Source organism: Marinomonas profundi (genome assembly GCF_020694005.1).
Taxonomy (GTDB): domain Bacteria; phylum Pseudomonadota; class Gammaproteobacteria; order Pseudomonadales; family Marinomonadaceae; genus Marinomonas; species Marinomonas profundi.
In genome coordinates, this window is sequence record NZ_CP073013.1 from 754,719 (window position 1) to 769,038 (window position 14,320).

The following is a 14,320-nucleotide window of genomic DNA, read 5'->3' on the forward strand; positions in this document are numbered from 1 at the left end:
TCATTTAAATAGATAATTCGGTTAAAAGGGCGGCACGGCGTTTTTCAAGTTAGTTGGCGCCGAATTCTGTGCGTTTTTTAACGCCTCAGACACTTCCGGTGGCATGTATTTTTCATCGTGTTTGGCGAGCACTTGGGTGGCTGCAAAAATACCATTATCATTTAATCGACCTTGCGCCACCACGCCCTGACCTTCTCTGAATAAATCCGGCAGAATGCCACGATACTCAATCGTCACTCGATGTTGAAAATCAGTCACTTCAAAAGACACCGCCAAACTGACAGGGTCGCGCTTTATGCTGCCTTCCACCACCATACCGCCCGCACGAATATTCGTATTACGCGGGGCTTCTCCCATCACAATTTGGGATGGCGAAAAAAACAAATTAATGTTTTGCTGCAGGGCGTACATCACCAATCCGATAGCGGCGCTTAAGATCAGCAAAATCGCCGTTATTATCAGCAAACGTTTTTTTCTGACTGGGTGCATTAGCGGTTCTGGTTCCTCAACAAGCGTTTGCGTAAAATATTGCGTGTTTTTTGGCGTGTCGATAAGGTGTTCCAAACCAGCCAGATTAATGCCAACACACTAAAGCCATAGGCCGACCACACATAAGCACCGTGTGTTCCCATCGCCAAAAACTCGGTCAAATTATTAAAGGCCATTTTCCATTACCTCTTGTTGCACCCAGCTCGCTCTGTGTTCCCGTTGCAGTATTTCAGACTGCATTCGCCAAAGAACCAAACCAGCGACAAAACAATACAAACCAATCACTGAAATAAGCAAAGGCAACCACATCTCAGATGGCATCTCAGGTTTTTTCGTTAAAGTAAAGGTCGCCCCTTGATGCAATGTATTCCACAGCACCACAGAATATTTAATGATGGGCAAATTGATCAGCCCAACCACACTAATCAGCGCTGCCGCTTTATTGGCCAAGGCGATATCTTCTAACGCACGTTGCAGAGTAATAACGCCCATATAGAGGAAAAAAAGCACCAACACCGAGGTGAGCCTTGCATCCCAAACCCACCAAGTCCCCCAAGTAGGTTTCCCCCAAATAGCACCAGAAACTAAGGCGATAAGCGCCATCACAGCGCCAATCGGCGCCATGGCTTTAATAAAAATAGGCGCTATTTTTATTTGCCAAACGAGAAACACAAACCCCGACAAGCCCAACGCGAGGTAACAAGATTGCGCCAACATCGCCACCGGCACATGGATATAAATAATACGAAAACTATTGCCTTGCTGGTAGTCGACAGGCGCAAACGCCAGCCCCCATATCAAGCCCACCATAAGCGCAAAACAGCCAATACAAAACAAAGGCAAAGCCCATGATTTAAAGCAAAAGAAAAACCATTTGGGCGAGCCTAATTTATGTAACCATCTCCAGTTCATCAATTTACACTCGCTTTAACAGCAATCGCCGCGATAAAAGGTGATATCACCAAAAACAGTAAAGACAGTGCCGACAACATAGCCAATAGTCCCGCATAAGGTAAGCCAATCTGGGCGGCTTGAACGGCTAACGTGGCAAAAATAATCACCGGTAAATACAATGGCAAAATGAGTAACATCACCAAGACTGCACCCTGCCTTAATGAGACGGTTAACGCGGCCCCCATCACTCCAATCAAAAATAAACTTGGTGTCCCCAGCAGCAGGGTCATCATCAACACCCAAAAGCCCGAACGTGGCAAATACAGCATTTCGCTCAATAAAGGCATTATGATGAGCAGCGGCAGCACAACAACAAACCATTGCGCGGCCACTTTTAGCAAAATCAACAAAGGCAAAGAAAGACCACTCACGACAAGCTGCTCTAAGGAACCGTCTCGGTAATCTTCTTTAAACATTCCTTCTACCGCCATCAAGATAGCCAACACGGCAGCACACCAGATAATACCAGCGGCTGCGGGCGCCAAAAACTCAGGCGATGAGTTGATCCCGATAGGAAACAAGGCAATCACGATCACAAAAAACATCAAGGCATTAAAAACATCTTGCTTGCGACGCCACAACACCAAACATTCAGCCGTTAAAAACGAGTAATAGGTCATGACAACAAAACCACATCACGATAAGAAAACGACAACACATCCTGATGGGTGGTCAATATCACCAAACCACCAGACAAAATATGCTGTTTAATTTGTTCCTCGGCTAACGCCACTCCCGTGGCATCTAGCGAAGCAAAAGGTTCGTCCAGCAGCCAGAGTGTTTTATCACTCAGCCATAAACGCGCCAAGGCAACACGGCGCATTTGCCCCGCTGATAAGGTTTTTACAAGAGCATCAGACTGATCGTCAAGACCCAACGCCGCTAGCACAGAGGCCAACCGGCTGGCGGCTATAGACGGATAATAGCAACGAATATTTTCCTCTACCGTGAGCAGCCCCTTTACGCCAACAGAATGGCCAATGTAGAGGCTATCTTGCTGCAAAGTACTGCGATCTAATGTCACGTCTTCGCCCGAATACACTATTTTTCCTTCTAAGGGAGAGAGAATACCCGCAATGACTTTTAACAAAGAACTCTTACCCGCGCCATTCTCACCCAATATGCGCACCACTTCACCCGCTTGAAGCGTAAAAGCAAGCCCTTTACACAGGTCTCTATCCCCACGTTCAATCCAAAGGTCTGATATTGCTAAAGAAGCAGAAGGTTGCAAAAGATTTATCCAATTTGGCCGATATGAAGGTCAAGGTTAACATTGTTTGACTGCGCTGTTTTAACTATGCTGTTTTAACAGTACGGTTTCACTCTACTATTCAACTAACTGACTCATTAAGTTAAGCGAATAGAATGCAGACATTATATGAGAAGCATTTCCAAAAGCACAAACCAATAGGCAGGCGACATGATCTCTGATATCCAATCTATGCTTAATGCATCCTCAGGCAAACAGAGCAGCGCCAGTCACAATAACAGCAGCATTTTGGGAAACAAGGGTATCATTGCGAAACTAAGCAGCGAAATAAAACTCATAGAAAGCCTCAGCGTGATTAAATTTCAGGGCAGCGAATCGCTCAATTTTCAAGGCAAACCTGCGCAACTTTTACATGCAACAAGCGCACAACAACCTTTCACACTCATTAATACTGGCCCGCCTATTAATCTTGAGGGGGTCAAAAATGCACAAATGAACAAGACTCATTCACAGCAAGCATCGCTGACTATTCCAGTAGAGAATCAAACCAGCAGATCAACCACCAATCAAATGCCCCCCCAAGTTAGGCAAGCCGACAATCTTATGCTGGCGTCTCGCGTCGTCAACTTGACCGTCACGTCTGTGGCACCAGCACCCAATAACACAGGCAATACTTCACAGCCGACATCCAATACGCCACTGAGCCCTACGGCCATAGCAACCAGTACGCCGACTGTCACAGCGACTCAAGCCGCCGCAAACACCTTGCTGAGCAGTGCTCAATTAACTGCTGGCAATTCTAACCAAGCATTAACCACAACCGCAACGAACGCCACCCAGCCGATACTTGCCACCGTAAGCGATGGGCAATCTGAATTCCCCATTATCAGCCAAACAGCGCTAAAAAAAGGCGATATTATTCGCGTCATGGTAGACGCTAATAACAGGATGCAAGTGCTGCCACCAAAAACAATGACACCATCGCCTTCCCTTCAGGTAGAAGCACTCAAACACAGCCTACCTAGACAATTATCCCTTGGCGATATGTCTCAGCTGGTTAAGCAATTACACACGTTAAATGAAACATCCTCTGCAAACTTGCCGCCACCAACCCAGCAAGCGCTTAAACAACTGATGCAGCATCTGCCAACGTTAGGCACACTCACCACGTCGCCAGATGCGATGAAGCAAGCCATTCAGACCAGTGGGCTATTTTCAGAGGCGTTGCTTGCAAAGGATAGCCAGACCCAAATTCCAGCAGATTTAAAACTCAATCTCACACGCTTAAAAGACAGTCAAGAAAATACAGCACCACTGCGACTTAATAGCGTTCCAACCGAGCAGATTGCCAGTGCGATTGAACGTATTACCACCAGTCAGTTACGCCACTTTTCAGACCCAAATCAGATCAATACGCCAACCTATCCTTTGCACATAGAGCTACCAATAAAAACCGCTCAAACACCCAGTTATGTGCAAATAGAAATCGATAAAGACGCCAGTACTGAGGAACACAAAAAACAAGATAGACGCTGGTTAGTAAAGCTGAAATTTGATTTTGAAGAAACCGGACGCTTTGATGCAAGAGCCAGCATCCAAGCCAATAAAGTCGGCATTCTATTTGCGGCAGAAAATCCCGACACGGTACAAAAATTAAAACAAAGTCTGCCAGACCTAAAGCAACAGTTAAAAGACAAAGACATTAACGTCGAGAGGTTAGACGCATTTCAAGCCAAACTAGAGCAAGAAAAAGCCAATGTCATCAAAGCTCGATCGTTAATAGATGTGAGAACCTAATGCAAAAAGCCGTCGCGTTAAAATACGACTTTAGTGACGCACCAACTGTCGTCGCAAAAGGGAGTGGCTTACTGGCCGAAAAAATCATGGCAGTTGCCAAGGAAAATGATGTTCTGCTGCACCAAAGTCCTGAGCTTGTCGAAATGCTCAGCACTTTGGAGTTAGGAGAGGAAATACCGGAATCGTTATATCTGGCTGTGGCTGAGGTGATCGCCTTTGCTCACAAAATCAAAGATCATCAATGGTAATCTGAGTTTCTACGGGATTCTTGCTTTAATAAACTGATCAACTCAGCCTCGGCTCGAATAAGGCCACATTTAGAAACCAAATCATCGATAGTGGCTCCCATTTCAAGCAATTCCATTGCTCGATTGTATGACACGCCCCCCTCTTTCGATAAAATTTCAGATTGTTTTTCAACCGCAAGATTCAATTTTTTCTCAATAACGACCAAACGACGCCCCATACCAATAGAACCCGAAGCCAGCACTTGAACTTGCTTCTTTTGGTATAGCTCTACTTCCGCCTGATTATTTTTCAAATTCTTCACTCGCTTGGATAAGCGAAAACACCACACAACAACCGCCACTAAAGTAACAAACTGAAGCACGAGAAGAAGATTAAAAACCCATTGAGATTCCATCGAGTACAACTACCTTTTGCTTAAATCGACCCAACTTCGGACCATTCATCATCAGACAACAATTTATCAAGATCCACTAGGATCAATAAAATATCATTCTTATGGCATACGCCCTGAATAAATTTAGAAGACTCGTCATTGCCCACGTTAGGCGATGGTTCGATTTCAGACTGGCGTAGATAAACCACTTCCGAGACAGCGTCCACTAAAATACCAATGACATACCCCTCAACCTCCAAAATCATGATACGCGTTGCATCCGTGATCTCGCCAGAAGGTAAGCCAAAGCGCTGGCACGTATCAATAACCGTCACGACGGTACCGCGCAGGTGAATAATACCTAGGACAAAATTAGGCGCCCCCGGTACAGGAGCAACCTCAGAATAACGCAGAACTTCTTTTACCTGCATCACATTGACGCCATAAATTTCGTTTTCTAAGCGAAATGTTACCCACTGTAGCATCGGGTCTTCAGACTGGTTTGCCGTTTTTAACGCTATGCTCGTCGCCATTGTTTATCTCCAGAGATCAGCAATATAACCATTACTATTATTTGTTTGTATGATTTTTAAACCCATTTTTAGGGTCATCCAACAATTCTATAAAACCCTGTACATCTAGTATGGCACACATATGGTCAATAACCGTGCCCGCAAGCCAAGGCCGTTTGCTCCTATCACTGCGCCATTTCACCTGTGATGGTTGTAGGGTAATTGCTTCCGCAACGCGCTCACACGCAACCCCCCAATCAGAACGATCAAGCTGTATCACAAATTTAAACTTCTCTTTCATCTCACCCTGATAATGATTAGGCATTACCCAAAGCGCTGTATCGACCGTTCGAAGGTTAAACTCTCCCACGTTCGCAATCCCCATAAACCAATCAGGCTGCCCAAAAATAGCGGTCACCTTGTCTTTTCCGCTCTGAAAAATGCCACCTAGTTCAACGAGAGGAACCGCCAATTTTAATCCACCTACATAAAATAGTAGACATTCAAACCGGCCTGTTGCCCAGGGTAAAGGGTCTGTTTTCGAAATGCGTTTTTCTGGTTCTGGTTCTGGTTCTGGCTCTGGTTCTGACTGAATAACAGGTAAGCTTTCCGGTACCTCGGGCAAGTTATCAAGGTGTTCCGTAATCGCGTCTTCAAAGTCTCCAAACGAGGCATCTAATGATGAAGGTTCCTCTTCATTTAATTCAGGGTCAGATTCTGCCGACGCACCTAGATCTTCCGTTTTAGCAGTATTTTCAATCAGCTCTGCATCGTCAGCGGCTTGTTGATCCTCAATCTGCTCTTGTTCTTGCTCTTCAACCGTTTGCTCTTCTGTTGTCGCCTCTTGCAATAAATCGTCGAGATAGCGCTGAACCGCAATTTGTGGCCCGATCAGAGCCTGCTCTTTCTTTTTTGTTTCTTTCATAATTGATTACTATCCCGCGGGGTTCAGCAAAGAATCCATCAGACTTGCGTAAGCCTTAATTCCTCTCGCATTTGGATCCAACGCCGAAGGCGCTATGCCGGCCGTACTTGCGTCTCTTAATTTTGTATCCACTGGAATCACAGAGTGCCATACCAACTCTTCATAGGTATCTTTTAAACTGCGCAGGCTCTTGTTGGATGCCTGAGTGCGTCGGTCAAACAACGTGGGCACAATCACAAATGGCACAGGGCGCTTTCTCGCTCGATTTATCATGGTTAACGTTCTAACCATGCGTTCCAAACCCTTAATCGCTAAAAATTCTGTTTGAACTGGGATGACAAGTTGCTGGCAAGCCGCTAACGCATTGATCATCAAAACCCCCAGCACGGGAGGGCTATCAATTAACACATAGTCATAGTCGTCCCATAACATCGTCAGTGTTTTTGAGACAACCAAGCCCATCCCACCCTGAGATTGTGCGTGACGCTCTAAGGTGGCTAACGCCGTAGAAGCAGGCATTAAAGACAAATTTGGATGGCCAGTTTCTAAAATCAAAGAAGCGGCCAAGCCTTCTGGTATTTTTCCAGCGTTTTGAAAAAGGTTATAGGCACTTTTTTCAATGGTATCAGGGTCAAAACGAAAATAGCTGGTTAATGAACCATGTGGATCAAGATCAATCATTAACACCCGATGGCCAGCATCCGCCAACAAACCCGCTAGGGAAACAACCGTGGTTGTTTTGCCAACACCACCTTTTTGATTTGCCACTGCCCAAATGTGCACTCTGATTCCCCTGATATTCCTATGCTATTATTTTGCTTACGAATTATTTGCAATCATATACAGTAATCGGCTATTTAAACAAGTAATCATGAAGATTATCCGCGTTGCGCTTACTAATACGCAGAATCACCCGACGATTTTGCTGACGAGCAAAGTCGTTTGTGTTTCGCACTTTAGGCTGCTCACTGGAAAAGCCGATAGGCGCGATCATTGATGGATCAACACCTCGATAGATCAATTCGTCCACGACAGAAGAAGAGCGCATACTGGATAAATGCCAGTTAGAGATTAAACGTCGAGAGTTCACCGGTAAATCATCCGTATTCCCCTCCACTAAAATAGCGGATGGATAGGCCTTCAACACATTCGCAATGGTCATTAATAACGCAACCGCTTCGTTGGTCAAATCATACTCACCTTGACCAAATAATAGACCTGATTTTAGCTCTAAACTCACCCAGTCAGTCGATTCAGTTACTGAAATTTGGCCCGCTTGATGCAAACCTGAAAATTGATTTTCAACGACTTGGCTCAATAAAGCATAAACGGAGGAAGAGGTATTTTCTTCGATGGTAGGCACGGCGGCAGGAATTGGCTTGGCGTCGATCACTTCGACATCTTTTGGCTCGCCCACGATGGGCTCACCAATATTAATTGGTTTGACCGATTTCTGAACCGCATCAAAAACCCCTCGAAGTGTTTCCTTTAAGCGCTGTTCGTCACCTGTATTTTTCAACGAAATAGAATACAGCGCCACAAAAAAAGCAAACAACAAGGTAATAAAGTCGGCATAAGACAGCACCCAACGGTCTCGACCTGGTGCGCTAGAAGGGTGTGATTTGATCACCCGACGACGCCTTGATGATCGAGTCGGCGTGTCACCCATAAGTGTTTAACTCAAGCTCTAATCGATATGGATGTTTGCCTGTTGCAATCCCACAGATACCATCAACCAGTAACTGATGGTATAGCAGCTCTTTTTCCACATAATTGGTGAGCTTTTTAGTAATAGGGAAAATGATCAAGTTTGCAAAGCCCTGACCATAAAGCGTAGAAACAAATGCCACCGCAATACCATGACCTAATGCTTCTGGACTGTCTAAATTTGCCATGGCTTGGATTAACCCAAGGACTGACCCCATAATTCCCAACGTAGGAGCATAACCGCCAATAGACTCAATAAAAGACACGCTTCTCATGCGTTTATCATAAATACGAACCGCATCATCATGCAGCCGATCGGCCAATAAATCGGGGTCCGTTCCATCTATCGCCATTTGTAAGGCACGTGACGAAAAGCGACTTCCCATCGCATCAATATCAGACTCCAACGCCAATAATGATAACCTTCTGGCTTTATGGGCAAGGTTATTTAAAGAGGCTCGAGCAGAATGAAAATCATAAACAGGGGGGAAAAGACTCCATTTCAGCAAAATAAGCGCGCGCGTTGCTTCTTGGATACTACTTTGAACTAATGAGGCACCGATACTGCCAACAATAACGATGATGGCAGAAGGAAGGTTTAGCAGGAGGACGACTTCGCCGCCTCCTAACCAGTTGGCTAGAAATACAGAACTAAAGGCAATGAGAAGGCCAGCTAAGGTGACAAAATCCACTAACTGACCTCACGTGCAATACGTTCACCAATATGCTCTAAGTCAATAATATCATCGGCTAAATTTGCCTTCTCTACTGCCATTGGCATGCCGTAAATAACGCAAGACTCTTCACTCTGAATCCAGACTCTTGAGCCTGAACTTTTTAACATACGCGCCCCTTCTCGACCATCAACGCCCATTCCCGTCATCACCACAGATAACACCTTACCTGGGTAACACTTTGATGCAGAGCCGAATGTCACATCGACTGAAGGCTTATAATTAAGTCTTTCATCGCCATCAAGAATACGGACACAGCCGCCGTTTCTAGAATCGATCATCATCTGTTTGCCGCCCGGGGCGAGCAAGGCCACCCCCGCTTCTAGACGATCACCATCCTGAGCCTCTCTCACCGTAATCTGACATATATTGTTCAGACGTTCTGCAAACGCACCAGTGAAAGCAGCAGGCATATGCTGCACCAACACCAGCGGGGCTGAAAAGTTTTTAGGAAGTTTTGTCAACACCGTTTGCAGCGCCATCGGACCACCTGTTGAAGTACCGATAGCAACCAAGCTGACGCGTTTTCTAACTCGTGGAATAATCACACCACGATCAGTCACAATAGGCTTAGGCGCCTCTCGTGGAGCAAGCGCCGCCACCGGGCCTCGACTTCCCGCTAAACGCGTTCGTGCAACCGTTAACACTCGTTCCACTAATGCGCGCTTAACGACCGCTGAATCTCGAGAAATATCCTCAAAATTCTTCGGCATAAAGTCAACCGCACCCGCTTCCAGAGCATCAAGAGTGACTTTCGCACCTTCATGAGTCAATGAAGAAAACATCAGCACAGGTGTTGGCTTAAGCTTCATTATATTCACAACAGCGGCAATGCCGTCTAGGACAGGCATTTCGTAATCCATTGTGACGACATCTGGTGATAAAGATTGCACTTTATCTATCGCTTCCCTGCCATTATTTGCAGTGCCTACAACAATTAGTCGGGGGTCAGCTTCAAAAATTTCAACCAACCGTCGCCGAAAGAAACCAGAATCATCAACAACCAGCACCTTAACAGGCATATCACATCCCCTAAATGAAAAACCTACTATCTAGATGCATAACTTTTCAGCATGCTAGGTACATCCAGAATCAATGCAATACGACCATCACCAGTAATTGTTGCGCCTGCTATTCCGGCAGTACCCTGCAACATTTTCCCTAATGGTTTTATAACCACCTCTTCTTGGCCGACTAACTGATCAACAACAAAACCCACTTCACTCATTCCTACCTGAACAACGACAACGTGAGCTTCGGTCGGTAGATTGTCTTTGTTACTGCCTTTGATCAACCAATTCTTAAGATGAAAGATAGGGAGCGTTTTGCCCCTAATAACAACGACTTGTTGACCATCTACCACATTGGTTTTCTTCAAGTTCAGGTGAAATATCTCATTCACACTAACCAACGGGAAAGCAAACGCTTGATCCGATAAAGTCACCATCAAGGTAGGCATAATCGCCAGTGTCAAAGGCACTTTAATAATGAATCGAGAGCCTTGGCCAAGAACCGATTTAATTTGCAGCGTACCATTAAGCTGAGATATTTTGGTTTTCACCACATCCATCCCAACACCACGGCCAGACACATCGGTAATTTCTACCTTAGTAGAAAACCCTGGAGCAAAGATTAAATTAAAGGCTTCTTCATCCGACAACCTATCTGCCGCATCAGTGTCCATTAACCCTTTTTCAACGGCCTTTCTGCGCAACAAGCCTGGATCCATACCCGCGCCATCATCTTCGATGGAGAGCAAAATATGATCGCCTTCTTGTTCAGCAGACAGCACAACGGTTCCCACTCGCGGTTTACCATTCGCCTCACGAACGTCTGGTGCTTCCACACCATGGTCTACTGAGTTTCGCACCAAGTGAACCAGTGGATCGGCTAACGCCTCTACGAGGTTTTTATCCAAATCTGTTTCTTCCCCGCGAAGAATCAAACTGACTTCTTTCTTCATGTTTCGAGCAAGATCTCGAACCACTCGCGGGAAGCGCCCAAACACTTTCTTGATAGGCTGCATACGCGTTTTCATGACCGCGTTCTGCAAATCCCCAGTCACCACATCCAAGTTGGACACGGCTTTCCCCATGGACTCGTCGTCACTTTGCAGTCCCAAACGAACTAAACGGTTACGAACTAATACCAGCTCACCAACCATATTCATTATATCGTCTAGACGCTTAGTATCGACACGCACCGTCGCTTCTTGGGTAACGGGTGAATTCGCTGTCTTTTCTTTTACATTATCTGCATCTTTTTCCTGTGGCTCTGGGGCTTTAGCCGCTGGCCTAACAGGTGCTTTTGGCGCTACTTTCGGCTTTGACGTTTCTTTCGGTGCGGCTTTAGGCGTGGCGTCTTCAGCCTTTTTCGCGCCAGCTTTACCTTGTAAACTGTCAAGTAGAGATTCAAATTCGTCGTCTGTAATTAAATCCGACGCTGCATCTACTGACGAATCACGACCAGAATGATTAGCATTATCCGCCGATCTAGGTGCTTTTTGCTCGTCTTTTTCACTTGATGCACTTTCGCCATGCAGCTTATCCAGCAAGGCTTCAAATTCATCTTCCGTAATTTCATCTGAGGAACTTGCCGTGTCTTTTTCGGCAGGCGTATCACCAAGACCAGGCGCACCACTACCGTGCAGCTGGTTTAATAGTGCATCAAACTCATCTTCTGTAATTTCATCATCGGATCTATCAGGCTTAGCTGAATCTGACTGATTAGCGCTGTTGTTTTTCGCTGTGTCACTTACTTTTGGCGAATCTTCGGGTTGAGTGTCTGCCAAAGCATCTAACAAGGATTCAAACTCATCATCCGAAATATCAACTGGTTCATCCAGATTCGATGTCTCTTCTGTTGCATTTGTCTCTACGTCATCTTGCTCTTCAGCAACATCTTCAATCTCATCTTCATTATGCCCAGCAAGCTCTTCCGCTGTCGGAGGCTTGGCGTATGCAGCGAGCGCTGCGATCAGCTCTGGTGAAGCACGTTCTGGCTCAGCGCCAGCACGAACAGCATCGAACATTTCATTTACAGCATCAAGCGCCTGCAACACAATGTCCATTAAATCAGAGTCTATTTTACGCTGACCATTTCTTAAGATATCAAATACGTTTTCCGCGTAATGACAACAATCAACCAACGCGGTTAATTGTAAAAACCCTGCACCACCTTTGACAGTGTGAAAGCCACGAAAAATAGCATTAAGCAGCTGTTTATCGTCAGGGTTTTGCTCTAAATCTACTAATTGCTCGGAAAGCTGCTCTAGAATTTCACCAGCTTCTACCAAAAAATCTTGTAGAATCTCTTCATCGACCTCGAAACTCATCCTCAGCTCCTTCTAGAAACCAAGACTTGATAGCAAGTCGTCTACTTCGTCTTGACTATTCAGTACTTCAGGGTTGTTTTGTTTATTAATAGCTGGGCCATGTCCACGAGTGTCATCGTGTTCAGACTCATTCTCTTGATGTTTAATCCCGGAGATACTATCAACGCGTCCAGCAACAGCAACGAGATGCACAAGTTTTTCTTCTACATCTCGAATTAAATCATTCACTCTAGCGATAACTTGACCCGTTAGGTCTTGATAACCTTGCTCTAGAAGAATTGTGTTGAGGTTTGAATGCAAAGTGGTGGCACTGTCGTCTGCGTATGACAAAAAGACATCAATGCGCTTATATAAGTCTCGAAATTCTTGTGGTGTTAAATCCCGTTGGATTAAACGCCCCCAATCTTTTCGCAGTGCTCTAGCTTGAGATTGTAGTTCACTGGCAACAGGGACACTGCTGTCCACCATATCCATGGTTTTATTGGCAGCGGCACTGGTTGTTTCAATAACATAATTCAATCGATCTGACGCATCGGTGATTTTAGTGGCAGAGTCGCCTCCTTCACCAATAACCAAATCCATTGAGTCAACTTGAAAATCACGAATAGCATCATGCAAACTTCGCGTTAAAAAACCAACTTCATTATAGAAGCTGCTGTGACGAGCCTCGCTTAGCTCTTGGATTATCTTAATCGCGCCACTGAAGTCGCCTACTTCTATATGGTTTAAAAGCTCAACAGCGCCGTCTTTAACAAGATTTTCAAACTCTACTAAACCAGATCCTGAAACGTTTGGCATCTAAATTCCCTATTTGGCCGCATCTATTCGTTCGAATATTTTCTCAATTTTTTCTTTGAGAGCTACCGCGGTAAAGGGTTTCACGACATAACCATTTACGCCAGCTTGTGCCGCCGCAATAATTTGGTCACGCTTGGCTTCCGCCGTTACCATAAGAACAGGAATGCTTTTTAATTTCTCATCTGCGCGAACCGCTCGAAGTAACTCAATACCGGTCATGCCAGGCATATTCCAATCGGTCACTAGAAAATCAATGGTTCCACCCTGAAGAATAGGCAGCGCGGTTGTTCCATCGTCCGCTTCAACTGTATTGGTAAACCCTAAATCCCGCAGTAAGTTTTTAATGATTCGTCTCATTGTCGAGAAATCATCAACAATCAGGATCTTCATGTTTTTATCCAATGCGACCTCCACACCCCAACGGTACTATTTCACAACTCATAATTTAATCTCGCCAATCACTTAATCTTGCTCGCAAGCGTATAGCCGCTTGACCATGAATTTGACTCACCCTTGATTCACTGACACCTAACACAGCGCCAATCTCTTTCAAGTTAAGCTCATCATTGTAATACAACGATAATACTAATTTTTCCCTCTCGGGCAGTCCTTCTATCTCTTGCGCAAGTTGACGCTGAAAGCCATCCTCTTCAACGAGAGAATAGGGTGCACTGCCAGCTTCAGCTTCGACACTGTCTAAGTGGCTAGAGTCAGAGTCTAGCATTTCTTCATAGCTAAACAACTGGGTCGACATGGATGAATGTATCATTTCATGATATTCATCCATAGTAATGCCCATATGAACCGACACCTCCATATCTGAAGCCTCTCGGCCCAAAGTTGCCTCTAATTCTTTTATCGCATTAGTGACGGCTCTACCATTTCGTCTGACGGATCGAGGAGCCCAATCACTTTTCCTGACTTCATCCATCATGGAGCCACGAATGCGAATACCGGCATATGTTTCAAAACTAGCGCCTTTGGTGGACTCAAAACGTTTGTACGCTTCAATCAGCCCCATCATGCCAGCTTGAGTCAAATCATCCACATCAACACTATCTGGCAGACGTGCCAATAGATGGTAGGCAATTTTTTTCACCAAATACCCATATTGTTCAACAATCGCATCAATCGGAAGCGTTGCCTTTTTTGAGTATGTGCTGTATCCGTTTTTGGTCTGCATAAAATAGTCTAAGCAACCTTTACCATTTAAGTTAGTTGCGCCAATCCACTGTACT

The 14,320-nt window shown here is 45.2% G+C and carries 18 protein-coding genes; 2 read left to right on the forward strand and 16 right to left on the reverse strand.

What is annotated here, in order from left to right; all coding sequences use genetic code 11:
* Positions 1 to 21: 21 nt before the first annotated feature.
* Genes ccmE through ccmA form a run of 5 tightly spaced genes read right to left on the reverse strand, consistent with a single transcriptional unit; the run spans position 22 to position 2,674 of the window.
* The gene (gene ccmE / locus J8N69_RS03485; protein WP_168822629.1) at positions 22 to 489 is read right to left on the reverse strand and encodes a cytochrome c maturation protein CcmE; all 468 of its coding nucleotides are present in this window, start codon (positions 487 to 489) and stop codon (positions 22 to 24) included.
* Positions 489 to 665 carry a heme exporter protein CcmD gene (gene ccmD, locus J8N69_RS03490; RefSeq protein WP_168822627.1) on the reverse strand — a complete coding sequence of 59 codons (177 nt, stop codon included), beginning with the start codon at positions 663 to 665 and terminating at the stop codon, positions 489 to 491. The genes ccmE and ccmD overlap by 1 nt, the downstream gene beginning before the upstream one ends.
* Positions 655 to 1,401 (reverse strand): heme ABC transporter permease, encoded by a 747-nt coding sequence (locus J8N69_RS03495; protein WP_168822625.1) that lies wholly within the window; start codon positions 1,399 to 1,401, stop codon positions 655 to 657. The genes ccmD and J8N69_RS03495 overlap by 11 nt, the downstream gene beginning before the upstream one ends.
* A complete protein-coding gene (ccmB, locus tag J8N69_RS03500) occupies positions 1,401 to 2,063 on the reverse strand; it encodes a heme exporter protein CcmB (RefSeq protein ID WP_168822623.1) in 663 nt (220 codons plus the stop codon). The genes J8N69_RS03495 and ccmB overlap by 1 nt, the downstream gene beginning before the upstream one ends.
* Positions 2,060 to 2,674, reverse strand: a complete 615-nt coding sequence (ccmA, locus tag J8N69_RS03505; RefSeq protein ID WP_168822621.1) for a cytochrome c biogenesis heme-transporting ATPase CcmA — start codon at positions 2,672 to 2,674, stop codon at positions 2,060 to 2,062. Before ccmA ends, ccmB begins: the two co-directional genes overlap by 4 nt.
* 189 nt (positions 2,675 to 2,863) lie before the next feature.
* Here ccmA and J8N69_RS03510 point away from each other — a divergent pair, with 189 nt between their 5' ends.
* Positions 2,864 to 4,450 carry a flagellar hook-length control protein FliK gene (locus J8N69_RS03510; RefSeq protein WP_168822619.1) on the forward strand — a complete coding sequence of 529 codons (1,587 nt, stop codon included), beginning with the start codon at positions 2,864 to 2,866 and terminating at the stop codon, positions 4,448 to 4,450.
* Positions 4,450 to 4,698, forward strand: a complete 249-nt coding sequence (locus tag J8N69_RS03515; protein ID WP_168822618.1) for an EscU/YscU/HrcU family type III secretion system export apparatus switch protein — start codon at positions 4,450 to 4,452, stop codon at positions 4,696 to 4,698. The genes J8N69_RS03510 and J8N69_RS03515 overlap by 1 nt, the downstream gene beginning before the upstream one ends.
* Here the strand turns inward: J8N69_RS03515 and J8N69_RS03520 are convergent.
* The 11 genes from J8N69_RS03520 to J8N69_RS03570 all read right to left on the reverse strand — a co-directional run bounded on the left by J8N69_RS03520 (position 4,689) and on the right by J8N69_RS03570 (position 14,265).
* Complete coding sequence (locus tag J8N69_RS03520; protein WP_168822616.1) at positions 4,689 to 5,093, reverse strand: DUF2802 domain-containing protein; 405 nt, start codon at positions 5,091 to 5,093, stop codon at positions 4,689 to 4,691. The two genes, J8N69_RS03515 and J8N69_RS03520, sit on opposite strands and share 10 nt — an antisense overlap.
* A gap of 20 nt (positions 5,094 to 5,113) precedes the next feature.
* On the reverse strand, positions 5,114 to 5,605 hold the full coding sequence (locus J8N69_RS03525; protein ID WP_168822614.1) for a chemotaxis protein CheW: 492 nt from the start codon (positions 5,603 to 5,605) through the stop codon (positions 5,114 to 5,116).
* Between the two features lie 37 nt (positions 5,606 to 5,642).
* Positions 5,643 to 6,509 carry a chemotaxis protein CheW gene (locus J8N69_RS03530; RefSeq protein ID WP_168822612.1) on the reverse strand — a complete coding sequence of 289 codons (867 nt, stop codon included), beginning with the start codon at positions 6,507 to 6,509 and terminating at the stop codon, positions 5,643 to 5,645.
* Positions 6,510 to 6,518: 9 nt separating this feature from the next.
* On the reverse strand, positions 6,519 to 7,292 hold the full coding sequence (locus J8N69_RS03535) for a ParA family protein (protein ID WP_168822610.1): 774 nt from the start codon (positions 7,290 to 7,292) through the stop codon (positions 6,519 to 6,521).
* A gap of 70 nt (positions 7,293 to 7,362) precedes the next feature.
* Positions 7,363 to 8,139, reverse strand: a complete 777-nt coding sequence (locus J8N69_RS03540) for an OmpA family protein (RefSeq protein ID WP_229426400.1) — start codon at positions 8,137 to 8,139, stop codon at positions 7,363 to 7,365.
* 31 nt (positions 8,140 to 8,170) lie between these two features.
* The gene (locus J8N69_RS03545; RefSeq protein WP_168822606.1) at positions 8,171 to 8,908 is read right to left on the reverse strand and encodes a flagellar motor protein; all 738 of its coding nucleotides are present in this window, start codon (positions 8,906 to 8,908) and stop codon (positions 8,171 to 8,173) included.
* Positions 8,908 to 9,972 (reverse strand): protein-glutamate methylesterase/protein-glutamine glutaminase, encoded by a 1,065-nt coding sequence (locus J8N69_RS03550; protein WP_168822604.1) that lies wholly within the window; start codon positions 9,970 to 9,972, stop codon positions 8,908 to 8,910. The genes J8N69_RS03545 and J8N69_RS03550 overlap by 1 nt, the downstream gene beginning before the upstream one ends.
* 26 nt (positions 9,973 to 9,998) lie before the next feature.
* On the reverse strand, positions 9,999 to 12,284 hold the full coding sequence (locus tag J8N69_RS03555) for a chemotaxis protein CheA (protein WP_168822602.1): 2,286 nt from the start codon (positions 12,282 to 12,284) through the stop codon (positions 9,999 to 10,001).
* Positions 12,285 to 12,296: 12 nt separating this feature from the next.
* Complete coding sequence (locus J8N69_RS03560) at positions 12,297 to 13,082, reverse strand: protein phosphatase CheZ (RefSeq protein WP_168822600.1); 786 nt, start codon at positions 13,080 to 13,082, stop codon at positions 12,297 to 12,299.
* A 9-nt stretch (positions 13,083 to 13,091) separates the two neighbouring features.
* Positions 13,092 to 13,472 carry a chemotaxis response regulator CheY gene (locus J8N69_RS03565; protein ID WP_204355562.1) on the reverse strand — a complete coding sequence of 127 codons (381 nt, stop codon included), beginning with the start codon at positions 13,470 to 13,472 and terminating at the stop codon, positions 13,092 to 13,094.
* A 55-nt stretch (positions 13,473 to 13,527) separates the two neighbouring features.
* Positions 13,528 to 14,265: an RNA polymerase sigma factor FliA gene (locus tag J8N69_RS03570; protein WP_168822598.1), complete on the reverse strand. Its 738-nt coding sequence runs from the start codon at positions 14,263 to 14,265 to the stop codon at positions 13,528 to 13,530.
* Positions 14,266 to 14,320 lie beyond the last annotated feature (55 nt).